General features: G+C 66.8%; 18 protein-coding genes. 12 read left to right on the forward strand and 6 right to left on the reverse strand.

Annotated elements, in window-relative coordinates:
* The first annotated feature begins 777 nt into the window (after nt 1-777).
* Nucleotides 778-3282 carry an outer membrane protein assembly factor BamA gene (gene bamA, locus ACQR10_RS02495; RefSeq protein ID WP_316183048.1) on the forward strand — a complete coding sequence of 835 codons (2505 nt, stop codon included), beginning with the start codon at nt 778-780 and terminating at the stop codon, nt 3280-3282.
* Nucleotides 3283-4427: 1145 nt separating this feature from the next.
* Here bamA and ACQR10_RS02500 read toward each other — a convergent pair.
* Nucleotides 4428-5186 (reverse strand): SDR family oxidoreductase, encoded by a 759-nt coding sequence (locus tag ACQR10_RS02500; RefSeq protein WP_316215440.1) that lies wholly within the window; start codon nt 5184-5186, stop codon nt 4428-4430.
* A 179-nt stretch (nt 5187-5365) separates the two neighbouring features.
* On the opposite strand from ACQR10_RS02500, the gene ACQR10_RS02505 reads away from it, so the two are divergent.
* Nucleotides 5366-6892 (forward strand): malonate--CoA ligase, encoded by a 1527-nt coding sequence (locus ACQR10_RS02505; RefSeq protein WP_316215441.1) that lies wholly within the window; start codon nt 5366-5368, stop codon nt 6890-6892.
* Nucleotides 6893-6899: 7 nt separating this feature from the next.
* Here the strand turns inward: ACQR10_RS02505 and ACQR10_RS02510 are convergent, their stop codons facing one another.
* On the reverse strand, nt 6900-7157 hold the full coding sequence (locus tag ACQR10_RS02510; RefSeq protein WP_316215442.1) for a hypothetical protein: 258 nt from the start codon (nt 7155-7157) through the stop codon (nt 6900-6902).
* 555 nt (nt 7158-7712) lie between these two features.
* On the opposite strand from ACQR10_RS02510, the gene sdhC reads away from it, so the two are divergent.
* From sdhC to ACQR10_RS02560, 10 genes are all read left to right on the forward strand, one after another.
* A complete protein-coding gene (gene sdhC / locus ACQR10_RS02515) occupies nt 7713-8111 on the forward strand; it encodes a succinate dehydrogenase, cytochrome b556 subunit (RefSeq protein ID WP_315800853.1) in 399 nt (132 codons plus the stop codon).
* A gap of 20 nt (nt 8112-8131) precedes the next feature.
* Nucleotides 8132-8506, forward strand: a complete 375-nt coding sequence (gene sdhD, locus ACQR10_RS02520; protein ID WP_315800930.1) for a succinate dehydrogenase, hydrophobic membrane anchor protein — start codon at nt 8132-8134, stop codon at nt 8504-8506.
* Nucleotides 8507-8509: 3 nt separating this feature from the next.
* Nucleotides 8510-10348, forward strand: coding sequence for a succinate dehydrogenase flavoprotein subunit (gene sdhA / locus ACQR10_RS02525; protein ID WP_315800852.1), 1839 nt, complete (start codon nt 8510-8512; stop codon nt 10346-10348).
* A 48-nt stretch (nt 10349-10396) separates the two neighbouring features.
* Complete coding sequence (locus ACQR10_RS02530; protein WP_315800851.1) at nt 10397-11179, forward strand: succinate dehydrogenase iron-sulfur subunit; 783 nt, start codon at nt 10397-10399, stop codon at nt 11177-11179.
* Between the two features lie 116 nt (nt 11180-11295).
* On the forward strand, nt 11296-13446 hold the full coding sequence (locus tag ACQR10_RS02535; RefSeq protein ID WP_316215443.1) for a hybrid sensor histidine kinase/response regulator: 2151 nt from the start codon (nt 11296-11298) through the stop codon (nt 13444-13446).
* 64 nt (nt 13447-13510) lie between these two features.
* Nucleotides 13511-15466 (forward strand): ABC transporter ATP-binding protein/permease, encoded by a 1956-nt coding sequence (locus ACQR10_RS02540; RefSeq protein WP_316215444.1) that lies wholly within the window; start codon nt 13511-13513, stop codon nt 15464-15466.
* 119 nt (nt 15467-15585) lie between these two features.
* Nucleotides 15586-16413 (forward strand): FkbM family methyltransferase, encoded by an 828-nt coding sequence (locus ACQR10_RS02545; protein ID WP_316215445.1) that lies wholly within the window; start codon nt 15586-15588, stop codon nt 16411-16413.
* Between the two features lie 86 nt (nt 16414-16499).
* Complete coding sequence (locus ACQR10_RS02550; RefSeq protein WP_316215446.1) at nt 16500-16985, forward strand: pyridoxamine 5'-phosphate oxidase family protein; 486 nt, start codon at nt 16500-16502, stop codon at nt 16983-16985.
* Nucleotides 16985-17203 (forward strand): hypothetical protein, encoded by a 219-nt coding sequence (locus ACQR10_RS02555; RefSeq protein ID WP_315800846.1) that lies wholly within the window; start codon nt 16985-16987, stop codon nt 17201-17203. The genes ACQR10_RS02550 and ACQR10_RS02555 overlap by 1 nt, the downstream gene beginning before the upstream one ends.
* Before the next feature lie 243 nt (nt 17204-17446).
* Complete coding sequence (locus ACQR10_RS02560) at nt 17447-19507, forward strand: OmpA family protein (protein WP_316215447.1); 2061 nt, start codon at nt 17447-17449, stop codon at nt 19505-19507.
* A gap of 240 nt (nt 19508-19747) precedes the next feature.
* Here the strand turns inward: ACQR10_RS02560 and argG are convergent, their stop codons facing one another.
* The 4 genes from argG to rlmN all read right to left on the reverse strand — a co-directional run bounded on the left by argG (nt 19748) and on the right by rlmN (nt 23879).
* Nucleotides 19748-21085 (reverse strand): argininosuccinate synthase, encoded by a 1338-nt coding sequence (gene argG, locus ACQR10_RS02565; RefSeq protein WP_316215448.1) that lies wholly within the window; start codon nt 21083-21085, stop codon nt 19748-19750.
* A gap of 102 nt (nt 21086-21187) precedes the next feature.
* The gene (locus tag ACQR10_RS02570) at nt 21188-21967 is read right to left on the reverse strand and encodes a phosphatase PAP2 family protein (RefSeq protein WP_316180173.1); all 780 of its coding nucleotides are present in this window, start codon (nt 21965-21967) and stop codon (nt 21188-21190) included.
* A 46-nt stretch (nt 21968-22013) separates the two neighbouring features.
* The gene (locus ACQR10_RS02575; RefSeq protein ID WP_316215449.1) at nt 22014-22499 is read right to left on the reverse strand and encodes a hypothetical protein; all 486 of its coding nucleotides are present in this window, start codon (nt 22497-22499) and stop codon (nt 22014-22016) included.
* A 168-nt stretch (nt 22500-22667) separates the two neighbouring features.
* Nucleotides 22668-23879, reverse strand: coding sequence for a 23S rRNA (adenine(2503)-C(2))-methyltransferase RlmN (gene rlmN, locus ACQR10_RS02580; protein ID WP_315800841.1), 1212 nt, complete (start codon nt 23877-23879; stop codon nt 22668-22670).
* Nucleotides 23880-23914: the final 35 nt, after the last annotated feature.

The raw sequence follows: 23914 nt of genomic DNA on the forward strand, positions 1-23914 counted from the left end.
GCCCGTTTTGATCGGTTTTCCCGCCCCGATCCAGAGGCAATTTCGCAACAGCGGCGGACATTGTGGTGATTCGGGGGGCGGAGGGGAACCGTCTCATTTGGCTAGGCCCAAGCCGCCGCCAGCGCGCTGCCCGATACAGCGCCCTCGCCCCTTGTGGGGAGAGGGCATCGCTGGCCCATCCGCGAGCGCGGTTGGGTGAGGAGGGGTCTCTCCACGGGCTGAGCTTGTGGAGAGATACCCCTCACTCAACCGCGCCTGCCGCACGCTCATACATGCCCTCTCCCACAAGGGGAGAGGGCGCATTCATAAGCACCGCCGCAGATGACAAAAACGGGCGGCCCGGTGCGCCGGAATATCAATGGGAATCTGCGCGCACCGGGCCTTGGCCGAACTACTTGGGGGCTTAGTTCGGGTGATGGTCAATTAGCACCCTGGTTTTTCCCTTGTATTGCCAACTTCCGAAGATTTGTAGAATTTGATTTCGGAAGCCACCGAGTGCGGCGTGGATGGACCAATTGCTTAACGGACATGTCCGCCTCCGCCGTGGCTTTCCGGTCGCAGCGCGGCGGACGCACTTATTAGCGTGTCGCACGCTTTGTCGACCCGCCGGGCCGAGAATCTTGTCTGGCCGGACATAATCAGCCACATCCAGAATCATCAGACATTTCGCGAAACGAGATCGGCGCATCGCGACCATGATTGGCGGGCATCAGCGATTCCCGTGGCGTGCCGGCGAATGCGTGCGCGCCGAGGACTCTGACTTTCGAAAGAGCGTCGATGATGCGTCTGAGACTGCCGGGCGTGTTTGCCCTGATCATGCTGGCCCTGCCAATGACCGCGCCGCCCCGCATCGCCATGGCAGCGCCGGCCGCGGTTGCTACTTTGATTACCGTCGAGGGCAACCGGCGCGTTGAATCCGACACCATCCGCTCCTACTTCAAGCCCGGCCCGTCCGGCACGCTGGATGCCGGCCAGGTCGACGACGGTCTCAAGGCGCTGGTCGAGACCGGCCTGTTCGCCGACGTGAAGATCGACCGGCAGGGCGGCCGGCTGATCGTGCGCGTTGTCGAGAATCCCGTGATCGGCCGCGTCGCCTTCGAGGGCAACAAGAAGGTCAAGGACGAGCAGCTCACGGCGGAAGTGCAGTCGAAGCCGCGCGGCACGCTGTCCCGTCCGATGGTGCAGTCCGACGCGCAGCGCATCGCCGAGATCTATCGCCGCTCCGGCCGCTACGACGTCCGCGTCACGCCCGAGATCATCGAGCAGCCCAACAACCGCGTCGATCTCGTCTTCACCATCGAAGAGGGCGTCAAGACCGGCGTGAAGTCGATCAGCTTCGTCGGCAACAACGCCTATTCCGCCGCGCGCCTGCGCGACGTGATCAAGACCCACGAATCGAACTGGCTCAGCTTTCTCGGCAACAACGACGTCTACGACCCCGATCGCGTCGAGGCCGATCGAGACCTGATTCGCCGGTTCTATCTGAAGAACGGCTATGCCGACGTTCAGGTCGTCGCGGCGCTCAGCGAATACGACCCTGGGCAGAAGGGCTTCCTGGTCACGTTCCAGATCGAGGAAGGCCAGCAATACCGCGTCAGCTCGGTGCAGTTCCAGTCGAGCGTCGCGGCGCTCGACGCCAACACGCTGCGCGGCTATTCGCGCGTCAATGTCGGCGCGCTCTACAACGTCGAGCAGCTCGAGAAGTCGGTCGAGGAGATGCAGATCGAGGCGTCGCGCCGCGGCTTCGCCTTTGCCGTCGTGCGTCCGCGCGGCGACCGCAATCTGGAAGCCCATACGGTGGCGATCGTGTTCCAGGTCGACGAGGGCCCGCGCACCTATATCGAGCGCATCACCATCCGCGGCAACACCCGCACCCGCGACTACGTGATCCGGCGCGAGTTCGATCTGTCCGAGGGCGACGCCTACAACCGCGCGCTGGTCGATCGCGCCGAGCGCCGGCTGAAGAACCTGGATTTCTTCAAGGACGTGAAGATCACCGCAGAGCCGGGCTCGTCGAGCGACCGCGTCATCCTCGTGGTCAATCTGGAGGAAAAGTCGACCGGCGATTTCTCGATCTCGGGCGGCTATTCCACCACCGACGGCGCCCTGGCCGAGGTCTCGATCTCCGAGCGCAATTTCCTCGGCCGCGGCCTGTACGCCAAGGCGGCGGTCACCTACGGACAATATACCCGCGGCGTGTCGCTGTCCTTTGTCGAGCCCTATCTGCTGGACTACCGCGTGGCGCTCGGGCTGGACGTCTCCTATCGTCAGCAGCTCGCCAACAGCTATACGAGCTACGGCACGCGCACGATCGGCTTCAGCCCGCGGCTCGGCTTCCAGCTGCGCGAGGACCTGTCGCTGCAGCTGCGCTACTCGCTGTACCGGCAGGAGATCACGCTGCCGTCCTATCTGGCGAACTGCAACAACAACAACGCCAACGGCCTGCTCGCCTTCAATCCGACCCCGGCCTATATCCAGAGCGTGCTCGGCGGCGTCGATCCGACCAACGCGACCAGCTCCGGCGTCTATGGCTATGGCTGCTACGGCGACGGCGAATCCAGCCTGGCGGTGCGCAAGGAGCTGAATGACGGCGCCGCGCTGACCTCGGCGCTCGGCTACACACTTACCTACAACACGCTCGACAACACCAAGAACCCGACCGACGGCCTGCTGATCGACTGGCGGCAGGATTTCGCCGGCGTCGGCGGCAATGTCAGCTATCTGAAGTCGGCGGTGGACGCGAAATATTACACCCCGCTGGTCGCCGATATCGTCAGCGTCATCCATCTGCAGGGCGGCATGCTGAACAAGATCGGCGACAAGGACCTGCGCATGCTCGACCACTACCAGATGGGCCCGACGCTGGTGCGCGGCTTCGCGTCCAACGGCATCGGGCCGCGCGACATCACCTATCGCAGCCTCGGCGCCACCGGCGATTCGCTGGGCGGCACCAAATATTGGGGCGCCTCCGCCGAGCTGCAGATGCCGTTCTGGTTCCTGCCCAAGGAAGTCGGCCTCAAGGGCGCCGTCTATGCCGACGCCGGCTCGCTGTGGGGCTATCAGGGCCCGACCTCCTGGGCCGCCACCGGCGAGGTCAACTCGGCCGCCTGCAAATGCGGCATGCTGTATGACGACAGCAAGGTCGTGCGCTCCTCCGTCGGCGTCGGCCTGATCTGGGCCTCCCCGTTCGGCCCGCTCCGCTTCGACTACGCGGTGCCGCTGTCCAAGGGCAAATACGACGTCACCCAGGAATTCCGGTTCGGCGGCGGCACGTCGTTCTGAGGGCGGGCGTGACGAACTCTGGGCAGTTATGACGTCGCTTTCCGTCGGTGACGCCGCCCTTGCCGCAACGACGGTGCGCTCCCCTCCCCCTTGCGGGGAGGGTTCGGGGGTGGGGGTCCACAAATCCCGCTGTTCATGAGAGTCGAGGCTCACAACGGACATCAGCGATGGTCCGTCGCTTCGCTACTCGGACCGCATTTACGCCGCTAACGTCATCGCCCGCGGACCCCCACCCCCAACCCCTCCCCGCAAGGGGGAGGGAAGCCGACCGTCCGGGCGGCACAGTCTTCGGCTACATGATCGCTCATGCGAGATCGCCTGACGTCGCTCGCATCCCTCCCATGCGCAAACTGCCCGTCGTGTTAGTTTGTCGCGATATTCGGCCTTGCGCCGTCGGGCAAATCACCTGCACATTTCCGCGCGTCCCTGCTGCCGCATGAGGGGCGTGTCGCGACCGTCACGAGACGTTGGCAGTGGGATGCGATGGGCGTGTGTGGCTGCAGCGTGGATCCGTCTGCGCGGACGAACGGCGATGCACGCACGGTCAAGTCGCGCGGTCCTGATATCCCGACGCTGATATCAAGCGGGTGGCGATGCCCTGGCGTGTCGCGCTCGTGATGGTGGCCAGCAAGCCGGCGCACCAGGGAGAACGCGAAGCAGCCGTTAAAACCGTTGCGCAGGGAGGGCCGGGTGTGTTCGGCCAGACCTGTGGTACCTGCCGCCTGCATTTTCTTTCGCAGGCGGGCCACGGGCGCGGCCAGCGCCCGGCCTTCCCTGCGCCCTCTGTTTGTTTGAGGGCGATGAGTTTCAGCACAGCTCGGGCGCACCGTGTCGCGAGGATGAGACCGCACGATTTCAATCTGCTTTTCGGAGGCGGCGCTCGATGCGCCAACCTCCACTGTCGTCCCGGACAAGCGCGAAGCGCGCAGATCCGGGACCCATAACCACAGGGCTAAATTGTCGTGCTCGATACTGGCCGCCTGCCTGTTTCAGACATCACGCGGTATGGGTCCCCGCGTTCGCGGGGACGACACCGGTGGGGTCGCGCGTGATAGGCCCGCCCGACAGTGGTTATCCCGTGAGACCAGGCCCGAGGTCCTCTGTCGTTGTAGGGAACGTTCGGCATGTTTGATATGCAAGCCCCCTCAATCCCTGTTGCCCGGCGTCTGGATGAACCCACGATTCCAAGTCGGGCTGATGAGGATCTCGTTGATGCACGCGCGCGGCGGCATGTTCGCGACGAAAGCAATGGTGCGGCCGAGATCCTCCGGCTGCAGCATCCGCGCCTGCTCCTCCGCGCTCGGCACCACAGGGCGCTGCTCCAGGATCGGCGTCGCGACTTCGCCCGGCATCAGGCAGCACGCGCGCAAGCCATTCACACATTCTTCCATGTTGAAGGAGTGCGTCAGTGCCAGCACCGCGTGCTTGGTCGAGGTGTAGGCCGGCCCCGGCATCTTCGAGACGTGGCGCCCGGCCCAGGACGAGACGTTGATGATGGTGCCGTCCGCTTGCGCGCGCATCGCCGGCAGCACTGCCTTCATGCAGTACAGCACGCCGTTGAGATTGATCTCGACCAGCTGGTTCCAGCCGTCGAGCGTCATGTCGTCCCAGCGCCGCCTCGGTACGTTCACGCCGGCGGAGTTCACCAGGAGATCGATGCGGCCGTGCCGCATCAGGATGGCATCGGCGGCGGCCTGCACGTCCGCCGCCTTGGCGACGTCGAGCACGACAGCCTCGGCTGTGCCGCCGCTCGCCGCGACTCGCGCCACCACGGAGTCGAGCGCCGCCTTGCGACGGCCCGACACCACGACCGTCCAGCCATCGGACGCCAGCGCCAGCGCGCCGGCCTCGCCGATTCCGGTGCCGCCGCCCGTGATCCACGCGATCCGTTTCCCTTTGGTCATATCTTGGCGTCTCCCGTTGCCTTTGAAAGGGCGTTTTTGCTAAGGCAGCCTCGATCAGAGACGGCAACCCTGGCGACATCGCCGGTGCCATCCGCCGTCCCAGCCCTTTTCGTCTTCGTCGAGCATCATGTTCCGCAGGCTGGCACTGCCGGCGGGCCACCGCTCCAGGGGAATGTCGCATGAACCAAGCCGCCAACGCCAATCTGTTCTCCCGCCTGTTCGACGGTCTCGACGATCCCAGCCGTCTCGCGATCGAGACCCATGACGGCCAGCGCATCACCTACGGCGATCTGATCGCGCGCGCGGGCCAGATGGCGAACGTGCTGGTGGCCCGTGGCGTCAAGCCCGGAGATCGCGTGGCGGCGCAGACCGAAAAGTCGGTGTCCGGCCTGGTGCTCTATCTCGCCACGGTCCGCGCCGGCGGCGTCTATCTGCCGCTCAACACCGCCTACACGCTCAACGAGCTCGACTATTTCATCGGCGATGCCGAGCCGACCGTGGTGGTCTGCGATCCTGCCAAGGCCGAGGGCATCGGTGCGCTCGCGGCCAAGGTCGGCGCCAAGGTGGAGACACTGGATGCGTCGGGCAGGGGCTCGCTGACCGAGGCCGCCGACAAGGCGGAGACCGCGTTCACCACCGTGCCGCGCGGTGCCGATGATCTGGCGGCGATCCTCTATACGTCGGGCACGACCGGCCGCTCGAAGGGCGCGATGCTGTCTCACGACAATCTCGCCTCGAACTCGCTGACCCTGATCGACTACTGGCGCTTCACCAAGGACGACGTGCTGATCCACGCGCTGCCGATCTATCACACGCACGGCCTGTTCGTGGCCAGCAACGTGACGCTGTTCGCGCGGGCCTCGATGATCTTCCTGCCCAAGCTCGATCCCGACCTGATCATCAATCTGATGGCGCGCGCCACCGTGCTGATGGGCGTGCCGACCTTCTACACGCGGCTGTTGCAGAACCCGCGGCTGTCGAAGGAGACGACCAGTCACATGCGTCTCTTCGTCTCCGGCTCGGCGCCGCTGCTCGCCGACACGCATCGCGAATGGTTCGCGCGCACCGGCCACGCCGTGCTCGAGCGCTACGGCATGACCGAGACCAACATGAACACGTCGAACCCGTATGAGGGCGAGCGCGTGCCCGGCGCGGTCGGCTTCCCGCTGCCCGGAGTCTCGGTGCGCGTCACCGATCCGGAGACCGCGAAGGAGCTGGCGCGCGACGAGATCGGCATGATCGAGGTGAAGGGCCCGAACGTGTTCAAGGGCTATTGGCGCATGCCGGAGAAAACCAAGTCGGAATTCCGCGACGACGGTTTCTTCATCACCGGCGATCTCGGCAAGATCGACAAACAGGGCTACGTCCACATCGTCGGACGCGGCAAGGACCTCGTGATCTCCGGCGGATTCAACGTCTATCCGAAGGAGATCGAGAGCGAGATCGACGCCATGCCGGGCGTGGTCGAGTCCGCCGTCATCGGCGTGCCGCATCCCGATTTTGGCGAAGGTGTCACAGCGGTCGTGGTGCGCCATCCCGGCGCTGATGTCAGCGAGGCCGGCGTGCTCAAGGGTCTCGACGGCCGACTGGCGAAATTCAAGATGCCCAAGCGCGTGTTCGTGGTCGACGAGCTGCCGCGCAATGCGATGAGCAAGGTGCAGAAGAACGTGCTGCGTGATCAGTACAAGGACATCTATACGAAGTGACGACGGCCTAGCGCCGTCGTCCGATCGCGAGGCCGGCGAGCGCGGCCAGCGGCGGCGCGGCGCAGATCAGCACGAATTCGATCACGGCGAGCGAGGCAATCTCATGCTGGATGGCCAGCGCGAGACAGGCGGCGAACAGGCCGGCGGCGGCGAAGCCGAGCACGCAGGTCAGGGGCTCCTCGACGGGCTCGTGCGACGACACCTTGCGCGCCGGCAGTTCCGCCGGGCGTTCAGTGGTTGTCGGTCGCACCGTCGGCAGCGGCATCGAGGCTCCCTGCACCGCGTCTGTTGCACCTCGTTGAGACTAGGCTGCTTCGCCGGGTGGCGACATGCGGCAAAATCGACCGGCGGAGGGCCATGTGCGCGGCGAGGAACGCGGGAGATCGAGGCGCTTTTGCTGCCGCGCGGGCCGGCGCCGAGACAGGTTGTTGCTCCGCGTATCGCTCCGGGCAGGTTTGCAGAATCATCAGATGGCGCTGGCTGTTGTCGCGAAACCGCTCGCTCAGGACCATCGTTAAGCGGTGAATCAATGCTCGGCGATCGGCGCTATTCAGCTGTTCCGCCACGTTGGCAACGGCCTGGGAGAGGAGGTAGCAATGAATAATGGTTCGCTGCATCCAGCCGCGATCGGTTTCTGGTATACCACGGCGGCGATTGATCCTTTTCCTTCGGGCCGCCTAGTACTGAATCCGTGTTCTATTTTGAGCGATTTGTTCGTTGCAACGCCTGTTCCTTCTCCGTAAATAAAGGCCGCCTTGCCGATCCACACGGCCGCAAGCCCCCCGCGTTCACGGCCCACAAGAAATCATCAAAGCAACCAATGACAGCCAGGATCGAACGACCGCTTTCGCCGCATCTGCAAACCTACCGCTGGACGCTGACGATGATCCTCTCGATCGTCCATCGCGCCACCGGGGTTGCACTATATTTCGGGACGCTGCTGCTGGCCTGGTGGTTGATCGCCGCCGCGTCTGGTCCCAGCGCCTACTCCTACGTCCAGGGCTTCATGGGCAGCTTCCTCGGCCGCCTGATCGTGTTCGGCTACACCTGGGCGCTGCTGCACCACCTGCTGTCCGGCATCCGCCACTTCGTCTGGGACCTCGGCTACGGCTTCAAGCCCAATGAGCGCGAGGCGCTGACCTGGGGTGCCCTGATCGGCGGCATCACCTTGACCGTCCTGGTGTGGATCGTGGCTTACGCGGTGGGAGGCGGCCGATGAGCAACGCACGCGCGAAATCGATGCGGACCCCGCTCGGCCGCGTCCGCAACCTCGGCGCAGCGCATTCCGGCACCGGCGACTTCTGGCGCCAGCGCATCACCGCCGTCGCCATGACCCTGCTGATCGTGCCGGTCGTCGTGGTCGTGATCATGCTGCTCGGCCGCAACCAGGCCGGCGCGGTCCAGATCCTGGGCTCGATTCCGATCGCCGTGATCATGCTGCTGTTCGTGATCGCGAGCTGCTGGCACATGAAGATCGGCATGCAGGTCGTGATCGAGGACTACGTCCACAGCGAGCCGCTCAAGCTCGTTGCGATCATGGCCAACAACTTCTTCGCGGTGACCGTGGCGCTCGCCTCGATCTACGCCCTCATCAAACTGTCCACTGGAGTCTAGCCCATGGCCGGCGGAGCAAATGGCAGCGCGAACGGCGCGCCCGCGACGAACGGAAAAGCCTATCCGATCGAGGACCACACCTACGACGTCGTCGTGGTCGGTGCCGGTGGCGCGGGCCTGCGCGCCGTCGTCGGCTGCAGCGAGGCGGGCCTGCGCACCGCCTGCATCACCAAGGTGTTTCCGACCCGCTCGCACACCGTGGCGGCGCAGGGCGGCATCTCGGCCTCGCTCGGCAACATGCACCAGGACGACTGGCGCTGGCACATGTACGACACCGTCAAGGGGTCGGATTGGCTCGGCGACCAGGACGCGATCGAATACATGGTGCGCAACGCGCCCGAGGCCGTCTATGAGCTCGAGCATTGGGGCGTGCCGTTCTCGCGCACCGAGGACGGCAAGATCTACCAGCGGCCGTTCGGCGGCATGACCCTGGACTACGGCAAGGGCCAGGCGCAGCGCACCTGCGCCGCCGCCGACCGCACCGGCCACGCGATGCTCCACACGATGTACGGCCAGTCGCTGCGGCACGCCGCGGAGTTCTTCATCGAGTTCTTCGCCATCGACCTGATCATGGACGACCAGGGCGTCTGCCGTGGCGTCATCGCGCTGAAGCTCGACGACGGCACGCTGCACCGCTTCCGCGCACAGACCACGATCCTGGCGACGGGCGGCTATGGACGCGCCTTTGCCTCCTGCACCTCGGCGCACACCTGCACCGGTGACGGTGGCGGCATGGCGCTGCGCGCCGGCCTGCCGCTGCAGGACATGGAGTTCGTGCAGTTCCACCCGACCGGCATCTACGGCTCCGGCTGTCTGGTCACCGAAGGCGCGCGCGGCGAAGGCGGCTATCTCGTCAACGCCGAGGGCGAACGCTTCATGGAGCGCTACGCGCCATCCGCCAAGGACCTCGCCTCGCGCGACGTCGTCTCCCGCGCGATGACCATCGAGATCCGCGAAGGCCGCGGCGTCGGCCGGAAGAAGGACCACATCTTCCTGCATCTCGACCATCTCGATCCGAAGGTGCTGGCCGAGCGTCTGCCCGGCATCTCCGAATCGGCCAAGATCTTCGCCAATGTCGACGTCACCCGCGAGCCGATCCCGATCGTGCCGACGGTGCACTACAACATGGGCGGCATCCCGACCAACTATCACGCCGAGGTGCTGACCAAGAAGGACGGCGACGACAACGCGATCGTCCCCGGCCTGATGGCGGTGGGCGAGGCGGCCTGCGTCTCCGTGCACGGCGCCAACCGGCTCGGCTCGAACTCGCTGATCGACCTCGTGGTGTTCGGCCGCGCGGCGGCGCTGCGACTGGCGGAGAAGCTGACGCCGAACGGCAAGCAGCCGGACCTGCCGAAGGACTCCGCCGACAAGGCGCTCGGCCGGCTCGACCATTATCGCCATGCCTCCGGCGGCACGCCGACCGCGAAGCTGCGCGAGAGCATGCAGAACGTGATGCAGACCAACTGCGCCGTGTTCCGCACCGGCGAGGTGCTGCAGGAAGGCCATAACCTGATCCACAAGGTGTATGGCGGCATCGGTGACATCGCGGTGTCCGACCGCTCGCTGGTGTGGAATTCCGACCTGATCGAGACGCTCGAGTTCGACAATCTGATCGCGCAGGCGGTCGTGACGATGGACTCGGCCGTCAATCGCACCGAGAGCCGCGGTGCCCATGCGCGCGAGGATTTTCCGGATCGCGACGACACGAACTGGATGAAGCACACGCTGGCGTGGATCGACAGCAAGGACGGCAAGACGACGATCGATTACCGCCCGGTGCACAACTACACCATGACCAACGACGTGCAGTACATTCCGCCGAAGGCGCGCGTGTACTGATCGCGTGTGACCTGAGCCCGACCGTCAAACCCAAGAAGGCCTTCCGAAATGGCTGAGTTCGCACTTCCAAAGAATTCTCAGATCACCGGCGGCAAGACCTGGCCGAAGCCGGCCGGTGCCACCGAGGTTCGCGAGTTCAAGGTCTATCGCTGGAATCCGGACGACGGCAAGAATCCGAGCGTCGACACCTACTACGTCGACGTCAACGATTGCGGCCCGATGGTGCTCGACGGCCTCATCTGGATCAAGAACCACATCGATCCGTCGCTGACCTTCCGCCGCTCCTGCCGCGAGGGCGTGTGCGGCTCCTGCGCGATGAACATCGACGGCCAGAACACCCTGGCCTGCACCCGCTCGATGCACGACGTGAAGGACGGCGCGGTCAAGATCAATCCGCTGCCGCATCAGCCCGTCGTGAAGGACCTGGTGCCCGACCTCACCAATTTCTACGCGCAATACGCCTCGATCGAGCCCTGGCTGAAGACGACCTCGCCGACGCCGCAGAAGGAATGGCGGCAGAGCCACGAGGATCGCGAGAAGCTCGACGGCCTTTACGAGTGCATCCTGTGCGCCTGCTGCTCGACCTCGTGCCCGAGCTACTGGTGGAACAGCGAGCGTTATCTCGGACCCGCCGCGCTGCTGCAGGCGACGCGCTGGGTCAAGGACAGCCGCGACGAAGCCACCGGCGAGCGGCTCGACAATCTCGAGGACCCGTTCCGGCTGTACCGCTGCCACACCATCATGAACTGCGCCAAGGCCTGCCCGAAGGGGCTGAACCCCGCCGAGGCGATCGCGGAACTCAAGTTCAAGCTGGTCGAGCGGCAGATCTAGCCGGGCGGACAGCTTTACCGATCATGCGCCCGGAACCGGCACAAGTTCCGGGCGCAGCGAGTTTGTAGCCGCCGTCGATTGCGTTAAGCTCGTGGCCCTTTGAGGCCGGAGCGACCGTGCAGACCGCACAACGCAAATCGCTGACGATGCTGCGCTGGATGATGGTCGCGTCACTTGCGCTTCCTGTCGCTCTGTTCGTGATCGCGGCCTACGTCTCCCACGGCACGACATATGAGGAGGCCGATCGCGAGATCAGCCGCTCGCTCGAAATCGTCCACGAGCACGCGCTGAAGGTGTTCGAGACCATCGAGCGCAGCCTCTCGGAGATCGACGAGGTCGTCCGCGACCTGTCGGATGCCGACATCAAGGCGCGCGAGCAGGCGCTGCATGCCCGGTTGCGACAATTGTCGGACGCGCTGCCGCAGATGAAGTCCGCCTGGGTGTTCGACGCCAACGGCCGGCCGCTGGTCAACAGCATGATCTATCCGGCGCCGGACATGACGTTCCTCGACCGCGACTACTTCAGCGCCCACGTCAAGGACAGCATCGGCACCTTCATCGGCGCGCGGTTGACGCCGCGGCCGCCCTATCAGGGCGCGCCGTTCTTCAGCATCAGCCGCCGCCGCCAGAGCGACGACGGCAGCTTCACCGGTATCATCCAGGCCTCGGTGCTGCCGGATTATTTCGAGCACTTCTACGCCCGGATCGGCCGGGCGCCCGGCAGCTACTTCGCGCTGCGCCGCTTCGATGGTCTCATCCTGGCGCGCTTCCCGGGCGGCGGGAGAGGCGCGGCTGCAGGGCCCAGCGACATTCCCGCCGGGGCCGCAGATGCGGAGCAGCTCGTCACCGAGATCTCGCCGGTCGATGGCGTCGAGCGTCTCGTCGGGTATCAGCGGCTCGGCGGCTATCCGGTCTACGTCTCGGCGGGGCTGGCGACGTCGACCATCCGCAACCGCTGGCTCGGCACGATCGGCCGGCACCTCATCTTCGGCATCCCGGCCACCGCGCTGCTCGTCGTCTTCCTGACCCTTGCCCAGCGGCGGACCGAGCGCCTGCATGTCGAGGCCGCCCGCCGCCTCGAGGCCGAGGATGCGCTCAAGCACGGTCAGCGCATGGAGGCGCTGGGACAACTGACCGGCGGCGTCGCGCACGACTTCAACAATCTGCTGACCGTGATCCGGGCCTCGGCCGACCTGTTGCGCCGGCCGGATCTGGCTGACGAACGGCGGCAGCGCTATATCGACGCGATCTCGGATACGGTGGCGCGCGCATCGAAGCTCACGGCGCAGCTCCTCGCGTTCGCCCGGCGCCAGACGCTGAAGCCCGAGGTCTTCGACATCGGCCGCAGCGTCGTCGCCCTGCGCGACATGACCAAGACCCTGGTCGGGTCACGCGTCGAGGTCGTGATCTCCGTTCCCGACGAGCCGTGCTACGTCAATTCCGACGCTGGCCAGTTCGAGACGGCGCTGATCAACCTGGCCGTCAATGCCCGCGACGCAATGGCCGGCCAGGGACGTCTCAGCATCACCGTCGCCCCCGCAGCGGCGCTGCCGACTCCGGCGGCGCCGCATGACCGTCCGCCGCTGGGCTATGTCGCCATCAACGTCCAGGACACCGGCGTCGGCATCCCGTCGGAGCATTTCGGACGCATCTTCGAGCCGTTCTTCACGACCAAGACCATCGGCCAGGGCACCGGCCTCGGCCTCTCGCAGGTGTTCGGCTTCGCCAAGCAGTCCGGCGGCGAAATCGGGGTCACGAGCGAGAAGGGCCGCGGCGCGACGTTCACGCTCTATCTGCCGCGCGTCGCTCCAGCCCAGGTGCAGCGCGGCGAGGACGGCAGCCATGCCGAGCCGATCGGCGGTCGAGGCATGTCGGTGCTGGTGGTCGAGGACAACATCGACGTCGGCAGGTCGGCGACCGAAGCGCTGGCCGAGCTCGGCTATCGGACCACGCTGGTCGACAACGCCCGGGACGCGCTGGAGGAGCTGATCGGCGGCACCAGCCGGTTCGACGTCGTCTTCACCGACGTCGTGATGCCCGGCATGACCGGGCTGGAACTTGCCGAGGAAATCAGGCGGCTCGAGCTCAACGTGCCGGTCGTGCTCGCGAGCGGTTACAGCCATGTGCTGGCGCAGCACGGCACGCATGGCTTCGAGCTGTTGCGCAAGCCCTATTCGATCGAGGAATTGTCGCGCGTGCTGCACAAGGTCGTTCCGGTGCCGCTGTATCGCGCCCCACCCATGGCGCCGAACACGCAGGTGCCGTGAGACCGGCACGCATTGCGCGGGAACCCGGACGGGAACCTTCTGGTTGCGTTGCTGTTATCGCGCCATGGGACAGGTTCAGGACATCGCGCGGCCGGGGGCACAGGCGCCCGAGAAGGCGCCGATCATCGAGATCGCGGCCGAGAATGGCGCTGAGGTCGAGCCGCCGCCGCCCGAATTGGTGGAGCCTGATCCGGAGCTGTCGCCCGAAGAGGGCGAGCAACTGCGCAAGCGCTATCTGCTGACCCGGTTCTGGATCAGCGCCCGCGGTTACTGGGGCCGGAGCGGCGACCGTCTGGCGTGGGCGTTCACGATCGGGCTGCTGGTCCTGATCGTTGCGACTGTCGGATTTCAGTATGGCATCAACGTCTGGAATCGGTCGATCTTCGACGCGATCGAGAAACGCGATTCGGCGACCGTCTTTCATCTCACCGCGATCTTCTTCCCGCTCGCGATCGGCAGCGTCATCCTCGGCGTCGCCCAGGTCTATGCGCGGATGGCGATCCAGCGGCGTTGGCGCGCGTGGCTGACCAACAGCGTCATCACCCGCTGGCTGACCAGCGGGCGCTACTATCAGCTCAATCTCGTCAGCGGCGACCACAAGAATCCGGAATACCGGATCGCCGAGGACCTGCGCGTCGCAACCGATTCGCCGGTCGACTTCATCGCCGGCGTGACCTCTGCGCTGCTGTCGGCCGCGACGTTCATCGTCGTGCTCTGGACCATCGGCGGCGCGCTGACGTTGCATCTCGGCGCGACCGAGATCACCATTCCCGGTTTTCTGGTCATTGCTGCGATCGTGTACGCCGCCATCGCCTCGGGCTCGATCATGACGATCGGCCGCCGCTTCGTGCAGGTGTCCGAGGACAAGAACCAGGCCGAGGCCGATTTCCGCTATACTCTGACCCGCGTTCGCGAAAACGGCGAGAGCATCGCCCTGCTCGGCGGCGAGACCGAAGAGCGCGCCGGCATCGACCGGACGTTCGGCAACGTGCTGCAGCAATGGGCGCGGCTCGCCGGCCAGCACATGCGCACCACGCTGGTGTCGCAGGGCTCGAGCCTCATCGCTCCGGTCGTGCCGCTGCTGTTGTGCGCGCCGAAATTTCTCGACGGTAGCATGACGCTCGGGCAGGTGATGCAGGCCGCGAGCGCGTTCACGATCGTTCAGACTGCGTTCGGCTGGCTGGTCGACAATTATCCGCGTCTCGCGGATTGGAACGCCTGTGCCCGCCGCATCGCCTCGCTGATGATGTCGCTCGACGCGCTGGAGCGTGCAGAGCGGGGCGACGGCATTGGCCGCATCAAGCGCGGCGAGACCGCCGGCGAAGCGATGCTCAGTCTGAATGATCTGCAGGTGACGCTCGACGACGGCACCGCCGTGGTCGGCGAAACCGAGGTCGTCGTCGATCCCGGCGAGCGACTCCTGGTCGCCGGCGAATCCGGCACCGGCAAGAGCACGCTGGTGCGCGCCATTGCCGGCCTGTGGCCGTGGGGCGGCGGCAGCATCGACTTCCATCCCGACCGGCGGCTGTTCATGCTGCCGCAGCGCCCCTACGTGCCCTCGGGCAGCCTGCGCCGGGCCGTCGCCTATCCCGGCGCCGCCGAGGACTGGAGCGTGGCGCAGGTCGGCGAAGCCCTGCACAAGGTCGGGCTCGATCATCTCAAGGACAAAATCGAGGAGGAGGCGCCGTGGGACCAGACGCTCTCGGGCGGCGAGAAGCAGCGCCTCGCCTTCGCGCGCCTGCTGCTGCACAGTCCCGACATCGTCGTGCTCGATGAGGCGACGTCCGCGCTCGACGAGAAGAGCCAGGACAAGATGATGGAGATGGTGACGAGCGAGCTGCCGAAGGCGACCATCGTGAGCGTGGCGCACCGGGTGGAGCTGGAGGCCTTCCACAGCCGCAAGATCGTGCTCGAGCGGCGCAAGGGCGGCGCCAAGCTCGTCAGCGACATCGACCTCATTCCGCGCAAGGGGAAGCGTCGCCTCATCGGACGTTTCCTGCGCCAGCGCAAGGCAGCCTGAGCGCCTCGCGCCCCTGCCGCAGCGCTGTCCCGGTGACGACACAATGCGGACACGCCGCCTGCATTGGAGATCGCAGCGAAACCGGCTATCACACGTCGCCTTCAGCCCAGGACGCGACCTTGACGCCTGACAACGATCCTTCTCCGCCTCCCTTTGGTGCCTTCGCTCCCAACGCCGCCCAGGCGCTGGTGATCCGGCTGGCGCACGGCTCCGGGCTCAAGCGCGGCGCGTTCCGGCCGATGTTGACGCGCGTCGTCAATGTGCTCGGGGCGGGCCCCGTTGACGTCGGCTATCAGGGCGCCAGTTTCCGCTTCTACCATCAGCTCAGTGCGACCGAGCGCGGCGCGCTGTTCAATCCCGACTACAATCGCGAGGAGCTGGATTTCCTGCGCAGCCACGTTCCGCAGGGCGGCGTGGTGGTGGATATCGGCGCCAATGTCGGAACGTTCGCCTTGCCGCTGGCCCGTCACGTCGGGCCCGACGGCCTCGTGATCGCGGTGGAGCCGCATCCGGTCACGCATGCGCGGCTGAGCTTCAACCGTGCTGCGTCCGCGCTGTCCCAGGTCAGGCTGGTGGCAGCGGCCGCAGGCGACAGCGACGGCGAGGTGATGATCGAGACGGACGGTGACAATCTCGGCGCCAGCCATATCGTGATCGGCGAGGCCGGAGCGGAGGCATTCAAGGTCCCATCGTTGCGGCTGCAGACCATCCTCGAACAGGCCGGAGCGACCAAGGTCGACGCGCTGAAGATCGACGTGGAAGGTTTCGAGGACCGCGTGCTGACCTGCTTCTTCCGTGACGCGCCTGCCGCCTTGTGGCCGCGGGCGGTGGTCATCGAACATCTGTCGCGCGACGAATGGCAGAACGACTGCCTCGCCGACATGCTCGGCCGCGGTTACCGCGAGAGCGGCCGCACCCGCAGCAACACGCTGCTGCTGCGCGGCTGAACCGCGCATCCGTCCGCTTTCCTTGCTACGTCCGGAACGCGGCGCCCCACGCTGCGTTGTCGGCCCTGACATCAAGGGAGCCGGCCATGAGCAATGACGACGCGCGCGATCAGGATCGCGTTTGGGACCTGATGAAGAAGATCGGATTTGCGATGCTGGTCACCCGCGACGGTGACAGGCTGCGAGCACGGCCGATGAGCGCCTATCTCGCGCGCGACGAGAACATGATCTATTTCCTCACCGACGCGCGGCGTCACAAGGACGAGGAGATCGCGCGGTCGCCGCAGATCAATCTGTCGTTTGCGGACGCCGGAGCCCAGAAATACGTCTCGCTGACGGGCACGGCAGCCGTCTCCAACGATCGCGGCAAGATCCGGGAGCTCTTCTCGACGCCGGCCAAGGCCTGGTGGGACAGCGCCGAGGATCCGAACATCCGCCTGTTGAAGATCACGCCTGATGACGCCGAGTTCTGGGATTCGCCCGGCACGGTCGTGAGCTACGTCAAGATGGCGGCGGCCGCGGTGACCGGCACGCGTCCCAACCTCGGCGACAACCGCAAGGTCGCGATGTGATGCCGATCGAACCGCCAGAGATTCCGCCGGCGACGCCGGGCCATCCGGTCGAACCACCGCAGGAAGACCCGGTCGGCAATCCGCAGCCCGACATTCCGCCGCCGGTGTACGAGCCTGATGCGCCGGCGCCGCCGCGCGAGCTGCCAGGGCCGACGCCGGACGAAATCCCCGGCCGAGGGCCGCTCGGTCCCACCACACCGAATCCGGCCACGGATTGACCGCGATTGGACGGTCATGATGATCGCCTGCCAAGGGCTTGGCCGCGAGCCGGTCCGCATCTCTGCGGTTACGCCAAGCCCTTGAAAATCAAGGCTGAATGAAACCTGAATGGCGGCCCCGCGGTGGTGGCTTCGCGTCGAAATAAATCCGCCTGCGGATTTGAACTGCGCCACAATCCGGCCTAACCCATACTCGTTGATCTCTCCGTGCTTGAAAAAGATCGTTCCGGGAAAACAAGACACATGAGCAAACTTCGCGTCCTGCTGCTGGCGACGACTGCGCTGTCGGCGATGCAACTGATGAGCTCCGGCTCCCACGCGCAGAGCGCGCCGATGATCATGGCGCAAGGTCCAGGCGGCCCCGGCGGCGAGGTCGGCCCGGACGGTCGGCCCAAGCAGCCGCCGCATGGTCAACCGCCAGGCCCGCCTCAGCGGCCGGCTGGCCCGCCGCCGGCCGCTGCACCGCCCCATCAGGCACCGCCTGCGCCGCCGCCCGCGGCGGCTCCGCCGCGTCCTGCTCCCCCACCGCCTCCCCCGGCTGCGGCACCGCGTCCCGCGCCACCACCTCCCCCGCCGCCACCCCGTGCGGAGCCACCGCGCCCCGCGCCCCCGCCGCCGGCGGCTCCCCCGCGTCCGACACCGCCGCCGCCCCCGGTCGCAGCGCCTCCGGCGCATCCGCCGGCCCCGCCGCCCGTGGTGCGCGAGCCTCCGCGTCCAGCAACTCCGCCCGCTCCGCCGCCGCCCGCGGCGGCACCATCGCGGCCAACGCCGCCTGCGCCGCCCGTGGTAGCTCCGCCCCCGCCGCCGAGTGCTGCGCCGAATCAGCGGCCAGGAACCCCGCCGCCTCCGGCTGGCGCAACACCGCCCCATTCGCCGCCACCCGCCGCGGGCCCGTCGCCGCAACCCTCGGCCGCGCCTACTCCACCGTCCGGTGGACCAGGAGGCCGTCCGGGCGCTGGCGGCCCGCCGCCCGGTTCCCCGCAAGGCGGACCCCCGCCGCGCGGGGCTCCCATCCCGCCCGCCGGCACCGTCGCGCCTGCTCCGGGAACTCCGCCGGCGCCACCCGCGCCTCCGGCCGGCCAGACGCCGTCACAGCAAGGCACGCCGCCCGTCGCCGGCAGCCCGCCCGGCGGACGTCCGGGAACGCCCCCGGGTGCCCCGGGGGCGGCGCCCCCGGCGGCAGGTCCCGGTGCTGCTGGACCCGGACCGGGACCCGCCGGCGCGCCGCAGGCCGGGCCGGGCGCTGTGCCGCCTGCCGGTCCCCCGGCCATGTCCAATCGGCCGCCGCCGCAGGTCGCCGCGCCACTTCCGGCGCCGCCCCCGCCGACGCCCCAGCAGCTCACGCCGATCGCACCGGGCGCTCCGATGCCCGGGCCGCAGCGGCTGGAAGACTTCCGCGGCCAGCGCCGCGAGGTCCAGGAGGGGGGCCGCACGGTGATCTACGAGCCGGGCCGCGTCATCGTCCGCGATCCGAGCGGACAGGCCTTCGTGCGTCACGACGAGCTCGAGCGCTTCCGCTACGGCGCCCGTGACATCCGCGTGCAGCAGGAGCGGGGCGAGACGCGCACCGTGGTGATCCGTCCCGACGGCAGCCAGATCGTCACGATCACGGCGCCCGATGGACGGCTGCTGCGCCGCATCCGTCGCGACGTCGGCGGCCGCGAGATCATCATCATCGACAACACCTTCCGCGATCCTCAGGCGGTCGGCGGCTTCTATGTCGACCTGCCGCCGCCGGAGATCCGCATCCCCTACAACCGCTACATCGTCGACGCCGAGGAGGCGCCGCCGGATGTCATCTACGACACGCTGATGGCCCCGCCTGTCGAGCGCGTGCAGCGCCGTTACTCGCTCGACGAGGTCCGCTACTCGCCGTCGGTGCGCCAGCTGATGCCGTCGATCGATCTCAACACGATCACTTTCGAGACCGGATCGTGGGAGATCGGACCGGAGCAGGCGGCGAAGCTGCAGGTCATCGCCGACGGCCTCAACCAGGCGATCCAGCGCAATCCGCGCGAGGTCTACCTGATCGAGGGCCACACCGACGCGGTCGGCAACGAGACCGACAATCTGTCGCTCTCCGACCGCCGCGCCGAATCGGTCGCCACGCTGCTCACCCAGCAGTTCGGCGTGCCCGCCGAGAACCTGACCTCGCAGGGCTATGGCGAGCAGTACCTGAAGGAGCAGACCCAAGGCCCGAGCCGCATCAACCGCCGCGTCACGGTCCGCCGCATCACGCCGCTGCTGAACGGCGGCCAGGCCGCGCTGCCGCCGCCGCCTCCGGGCGTCGCGCCGCCGCGCTGAGGCGCTGCGACTCAGTAAAGAAAATGGCCGGGAGCAATCCCGGCCATTTTTCGTTGGAGGCAATCTGTCGCGGCCAACTCGATGTCTTCCCGCGAACGCGGGGACCCATACTCCCAGGATCCAGTTTTGCGATGGTTGGAGCTACAGCCAGCTCTCACCACGTCAGCCGGTGGTTATGGCTCCTGCGTTCGCAGGGACGACGCCGGTGGAGACGGCGCCGTATCTTGTTTGAGACGTCGCTCAACCCTTGTCGTGGCCGAGCTGGAAGATCTCCGCGCCGTCCGAACCCGACAGCAGCCCGGTGTCCGAATAGAGCTTCAGCTTGGCGCGGGTGTCGGTGATGTCGAGATTGCGCATCGTCAGCTGGCCGATGCGGTCGGCCGGCGTGAAGGCGGCGTCCTCGACCTTCTCCATGCTCAGCCGCTCCGGCTGGTAGGTCAGGTTGGGGCTCTCGGTGTTGAGGATCGAGTAGTCGTTGCCACGGCGCAGCTCCAGCGTCACCTCGCCGGTGACGGCGCGCGCCACCCAGCGCTGCGCCGTCTCGCGCAGCATCAAAGCCTGCGAATCGAACCACCGGCCCTGGTAGAGCAGGCGTCCCAGGCGCATGCCGCTGATGCGGTACTGTTCGATCGTATCCTCGTTGTGGATGCCGGTGACGAGCCGCTCATAGGCGATGTGCAGCAGCGCCATGCCCGGCGCCTCGTAGATGCCGCGGCTCTTGGCCTCGATGATGCGGTTCTCGATCTGGTCGCTCATCCCGAGACCATGGCGACCGCCGATCGCGTTCGCCTCCAGGAACAGCGCCACGGCGTCGCCGAAAGTCTGGCCGTTCAGCGCGACCGGCTGGCCCTCCTCAAAGCGGACGACGACGGTTTCCGGCTTGACCACACAGTCCTCGCGCCAGAACGGCACGCCCATGATCGGGTTGACGATGCGGATGCCGCTGTCGAGGCTCTCGAGATCTTTGGCCTCGTGGGTGGCGCCGAGCAGGTTGCTGTCGGTCGAGTACGCCTTCTCGGCGCTCATCTTGTAATTGAAGCCGTTGGCGGTCAGGAACGCCGACATCTCGGCGCGGCCGCCGAGCTCGTCGATGAACTGCTGGTCGAGCCAGGGCTTGTAGATCTTGAGGTTTGGATTGGTCAGCAGGCCGTAGCGATAGAACCGCTCGATGTCGTTGCCCTTGTAGGTCGACCCGTCGCCCCAGATGTTGACGCCGTCCTCCTTCATCGCGGCGACCAGCATGGTGCCGGTGACGGCGCGGCCGAGCGGGGTGGTGTTGAAATAGGTGATGCCGCCGGTCGAGATGTGGAAGGCGCCGGACTGGATCGCGGCGATGCCCTCATGCACCAGCTGGGTGCGGCAATCGACCAAGCGCGCCTTCTCGGCGCCGAAGCTCAGCGCCTTGCGCGGGATCTCGTCATAGTCGGACTCGTCGGGCTGGCCGAGGTTGGCGGTGTAGGCGAAGCAGCGCGCGCCCTTCTGCTTCATCCAGAGCAGCGCGGCGCTGGTGTCGAGGCCGCCGGAAAAGGCGATGCCGACTTTCTCGCCCTTGGGCAGGCTTTTCAGGATCGTGGTCATGGGGAGTCCAACCAGTGTTTAGGGCTATGCCGCTCAGAAATTCGGGCGCGGATAGCAGATTTCGCCCCGCTCGGCACGCGATTAATCGCCTTCACGCCGCGCTCAGGCCGCGGGGCTGGTGCCGGGCTGGCGGCGGCCGAACAGCCGGCGCATCAGCCGGAAGCCCGGCCAGGCGAAGCGGGTCAGGGCGGCGTCGATGCCGGCGTCGGTGAGCCGGGTGGACGGCCAGCGGTAGATGTAGCCGTGCAGCAGCCAGATCACGATGAAGGTGACGAGGCCGGCCGCGGCGATGTCGGTGAAGAAATGTCCGCCGAACGCCATCCGCAGCACCGAGGTGGCGATGCCGAACAGGACGGCGGCGCCGTAGGCGACGGGCCGGATGGCGGGCGGCGTCAGCGCGGCCGGCGCCAGGGTCCAGAACGCGGTCGCGCCCTCGCCGGAGAAGAACGAGCAGTTGCGGCCGCAGCCGCCGCGCGGATCCCACCACGGCACGAACTGCATGTCGCCGCCGAACTCGGTCACGACGACCGGGCGCGGCCGGCCCCAATAGGATTTGAAGGTGAAATTGGTGAGCACGCCGGCCGACAGCGACAAGGTCAGCAGCAGGAACGCCATGGTGCGGCCCTTCACCAGCAGCGGCCGGTCGGGACGGATGAGCTTCACCACCAGCGCAACGATGGACGGCAGCGCGATGCCCCAGGCAACCCACATCGCGGCATCGCGCGCGAAGGCGGCATAGCCGTCGAGCTTCACGGGGAAGCTGCGCGTGTGGGAATCGTAGAACAGCGCGGCGAGCTTGAGGTCGAGCTCGGGATAGACGCCGAACAGCACGCCGATGACGAGCGCGAGCGACAATGCGATGAAGAGTCCAGTGCGGTTCATGGCGCGCGGTTTAGCGAAAGCGGGTGGCGATGGAAAGGCCGCGCGCTCACCGCGGCGACCCCGACGGAAGCGGAGGGGGCGGCGGCAGAGGCGGCGACGGCTCGCGCCAGCGGCCGGCGTTGCGACCGGCGATCAGCCAATAGGTCAGCCCTCCGACGATGCCGGCGCCGGTCAGGATCTCGAGATGGCGGCGCACGATGCCCTCGAACCGGAAGGTCTCGGGATCGAACGGGACCAGGCCAAGATAGCAGGCGGCGCCGACCACGCCGCCGCCGATCGCATAGGCGAGCACGCTGCGGATCGAGAACGCCTCGGTGATCAGCGCGATCAGCAGCGCCGGGATCAGCGCGAACCCCGACACGAAGATGAAGCCGAAGCCGATGATGACCTCGAACGCGCCCTGGTCGATCGGGCCGTTGCCGAGATCGGAGAACTCCGGGAACAGGATCGCGGTCACGACGATCAGCCCGGCCAGGAAGCACGCGGCGAGAAAGGCGAACGCGATCACGATGAGACGGCCGATCAGCGCCATGGCTCTAGACCCGCGTTAGACAAGCAAGGCTCCGTTTTCTTCGCTCGTCATGGCCGGGCTTGACCCGGCCATCCATCACTCGATCAAGATCGCGTCATGCTGGCGGATGGATGCCCGGGTCAAGCCCGGGCATTACGAGTTGCTTGAAGTCGCCGAGGATTAGAAGAATCAATCCGTCATCGCCATCGCGCGCAGCGCCTGACGCTCCCGTGCGGACAGCTTCTCCGTCTCCGACTTCAACTGGCCGCAGGCGGCGAGGATGTCGCGGCCGCGCGGCGTGCGCACCGGTGAGGAGTAGCCGGCGTTGAAGACGTATTCGGAGAACTTCTCGATCTGCTCCCAATCCGAGCATTCATATGCCGAGCCGGGCCAGGGATTGAACGGAATCAGGTTGATCTTGGCCGGGATTCCCTTCAGCAGCTTGACCAGCAGCCGGGCGTCATCGAGCGAATCGTTGACGCCCTTGAGCATCACATATTCGAAGGTGATGCGGCGCGCGTTGGAGGCGCCGGGATAGTCGCGGCAGGCCTGCAGCAGCTCGGCAATCGGATATTTGCGATTGAGCGGCACCAGCTCGTTGCGCAGCTCGTCGCGCACGGCGTGCAGCGAGATCGCCAGCATCACGCCGATCTCCTCGCCGGCGCGCTTGATGTTCGGCACCACGCCCGAGGTCGACAGCGTGATGCGGCGGCGGGAGATGCCGATGCCCTCGTTGTCCGAGACGATCAGCAGCGCGTCGCGCACCGCGTCGAAATTGTACAGCGGCTCGCCCATCCCCATCATGACGATGTTGGTGATGAGCCGGTTGCCGAGCGGGGTCTCGCGGTCGGCCCAGTCGTTCAACCGGTCGCGCGCCACCATCACCTGGCCGACGATCTCGCCGGCCGTCAGGTTGCGGACCAGCCGCTGCGTGCCGGTGTGGCAGAACGAACAGTTCAGCGTGCAGCCGACCTGCGACGAGACGCAGAGCGTGCCGCGGTCGGTCTCGGGGATGTAGACGCACTCGACCTCGTGCGCCTTCTGCAGATTGTCGCCGCTCGGCAGCCGCAGCAGCCATTTGCGGGTACCGTCGTTCGAGATCTGCTCCGCCACGACCTCGGGGCGGTCGACCGTGAAATGCTCGGCCAGCGCGGTGCGTGTGTCCTTCGACACCGACGTCATCTCGTCGAACGAGCTGGCGCCGCGGAAATAGATCCAGTGCCACAACTGCTGCACCCGCATCTTCTGCTGGCGCTCGGGTACTCCGACCTCGCCCAGTCTCGCGGCCAGCTCCGCACGCGACAGGCCGATCAGCGAGGGCTTCGCCGGCGGGACGTAGGTTTCGAGCGGAGTCTTTTCGAGGGGCGCAGAGGAGTCGCGCAGCCCGGCAGTCGTTGCCATGTCGAGGGGCCCAAAGTGCTGCCCGGCCGCGGCGG

The organism is Bradyrhizobium sp. HKCCYLRH2060 (assembly GCF_051168135.1).
Taxonomy (GTDB): Bacteria; Pseudomonadota; Alphaproteobacteria; order Rhizobiales; family Xanthobacteraceae; genus Bradyrhizobium.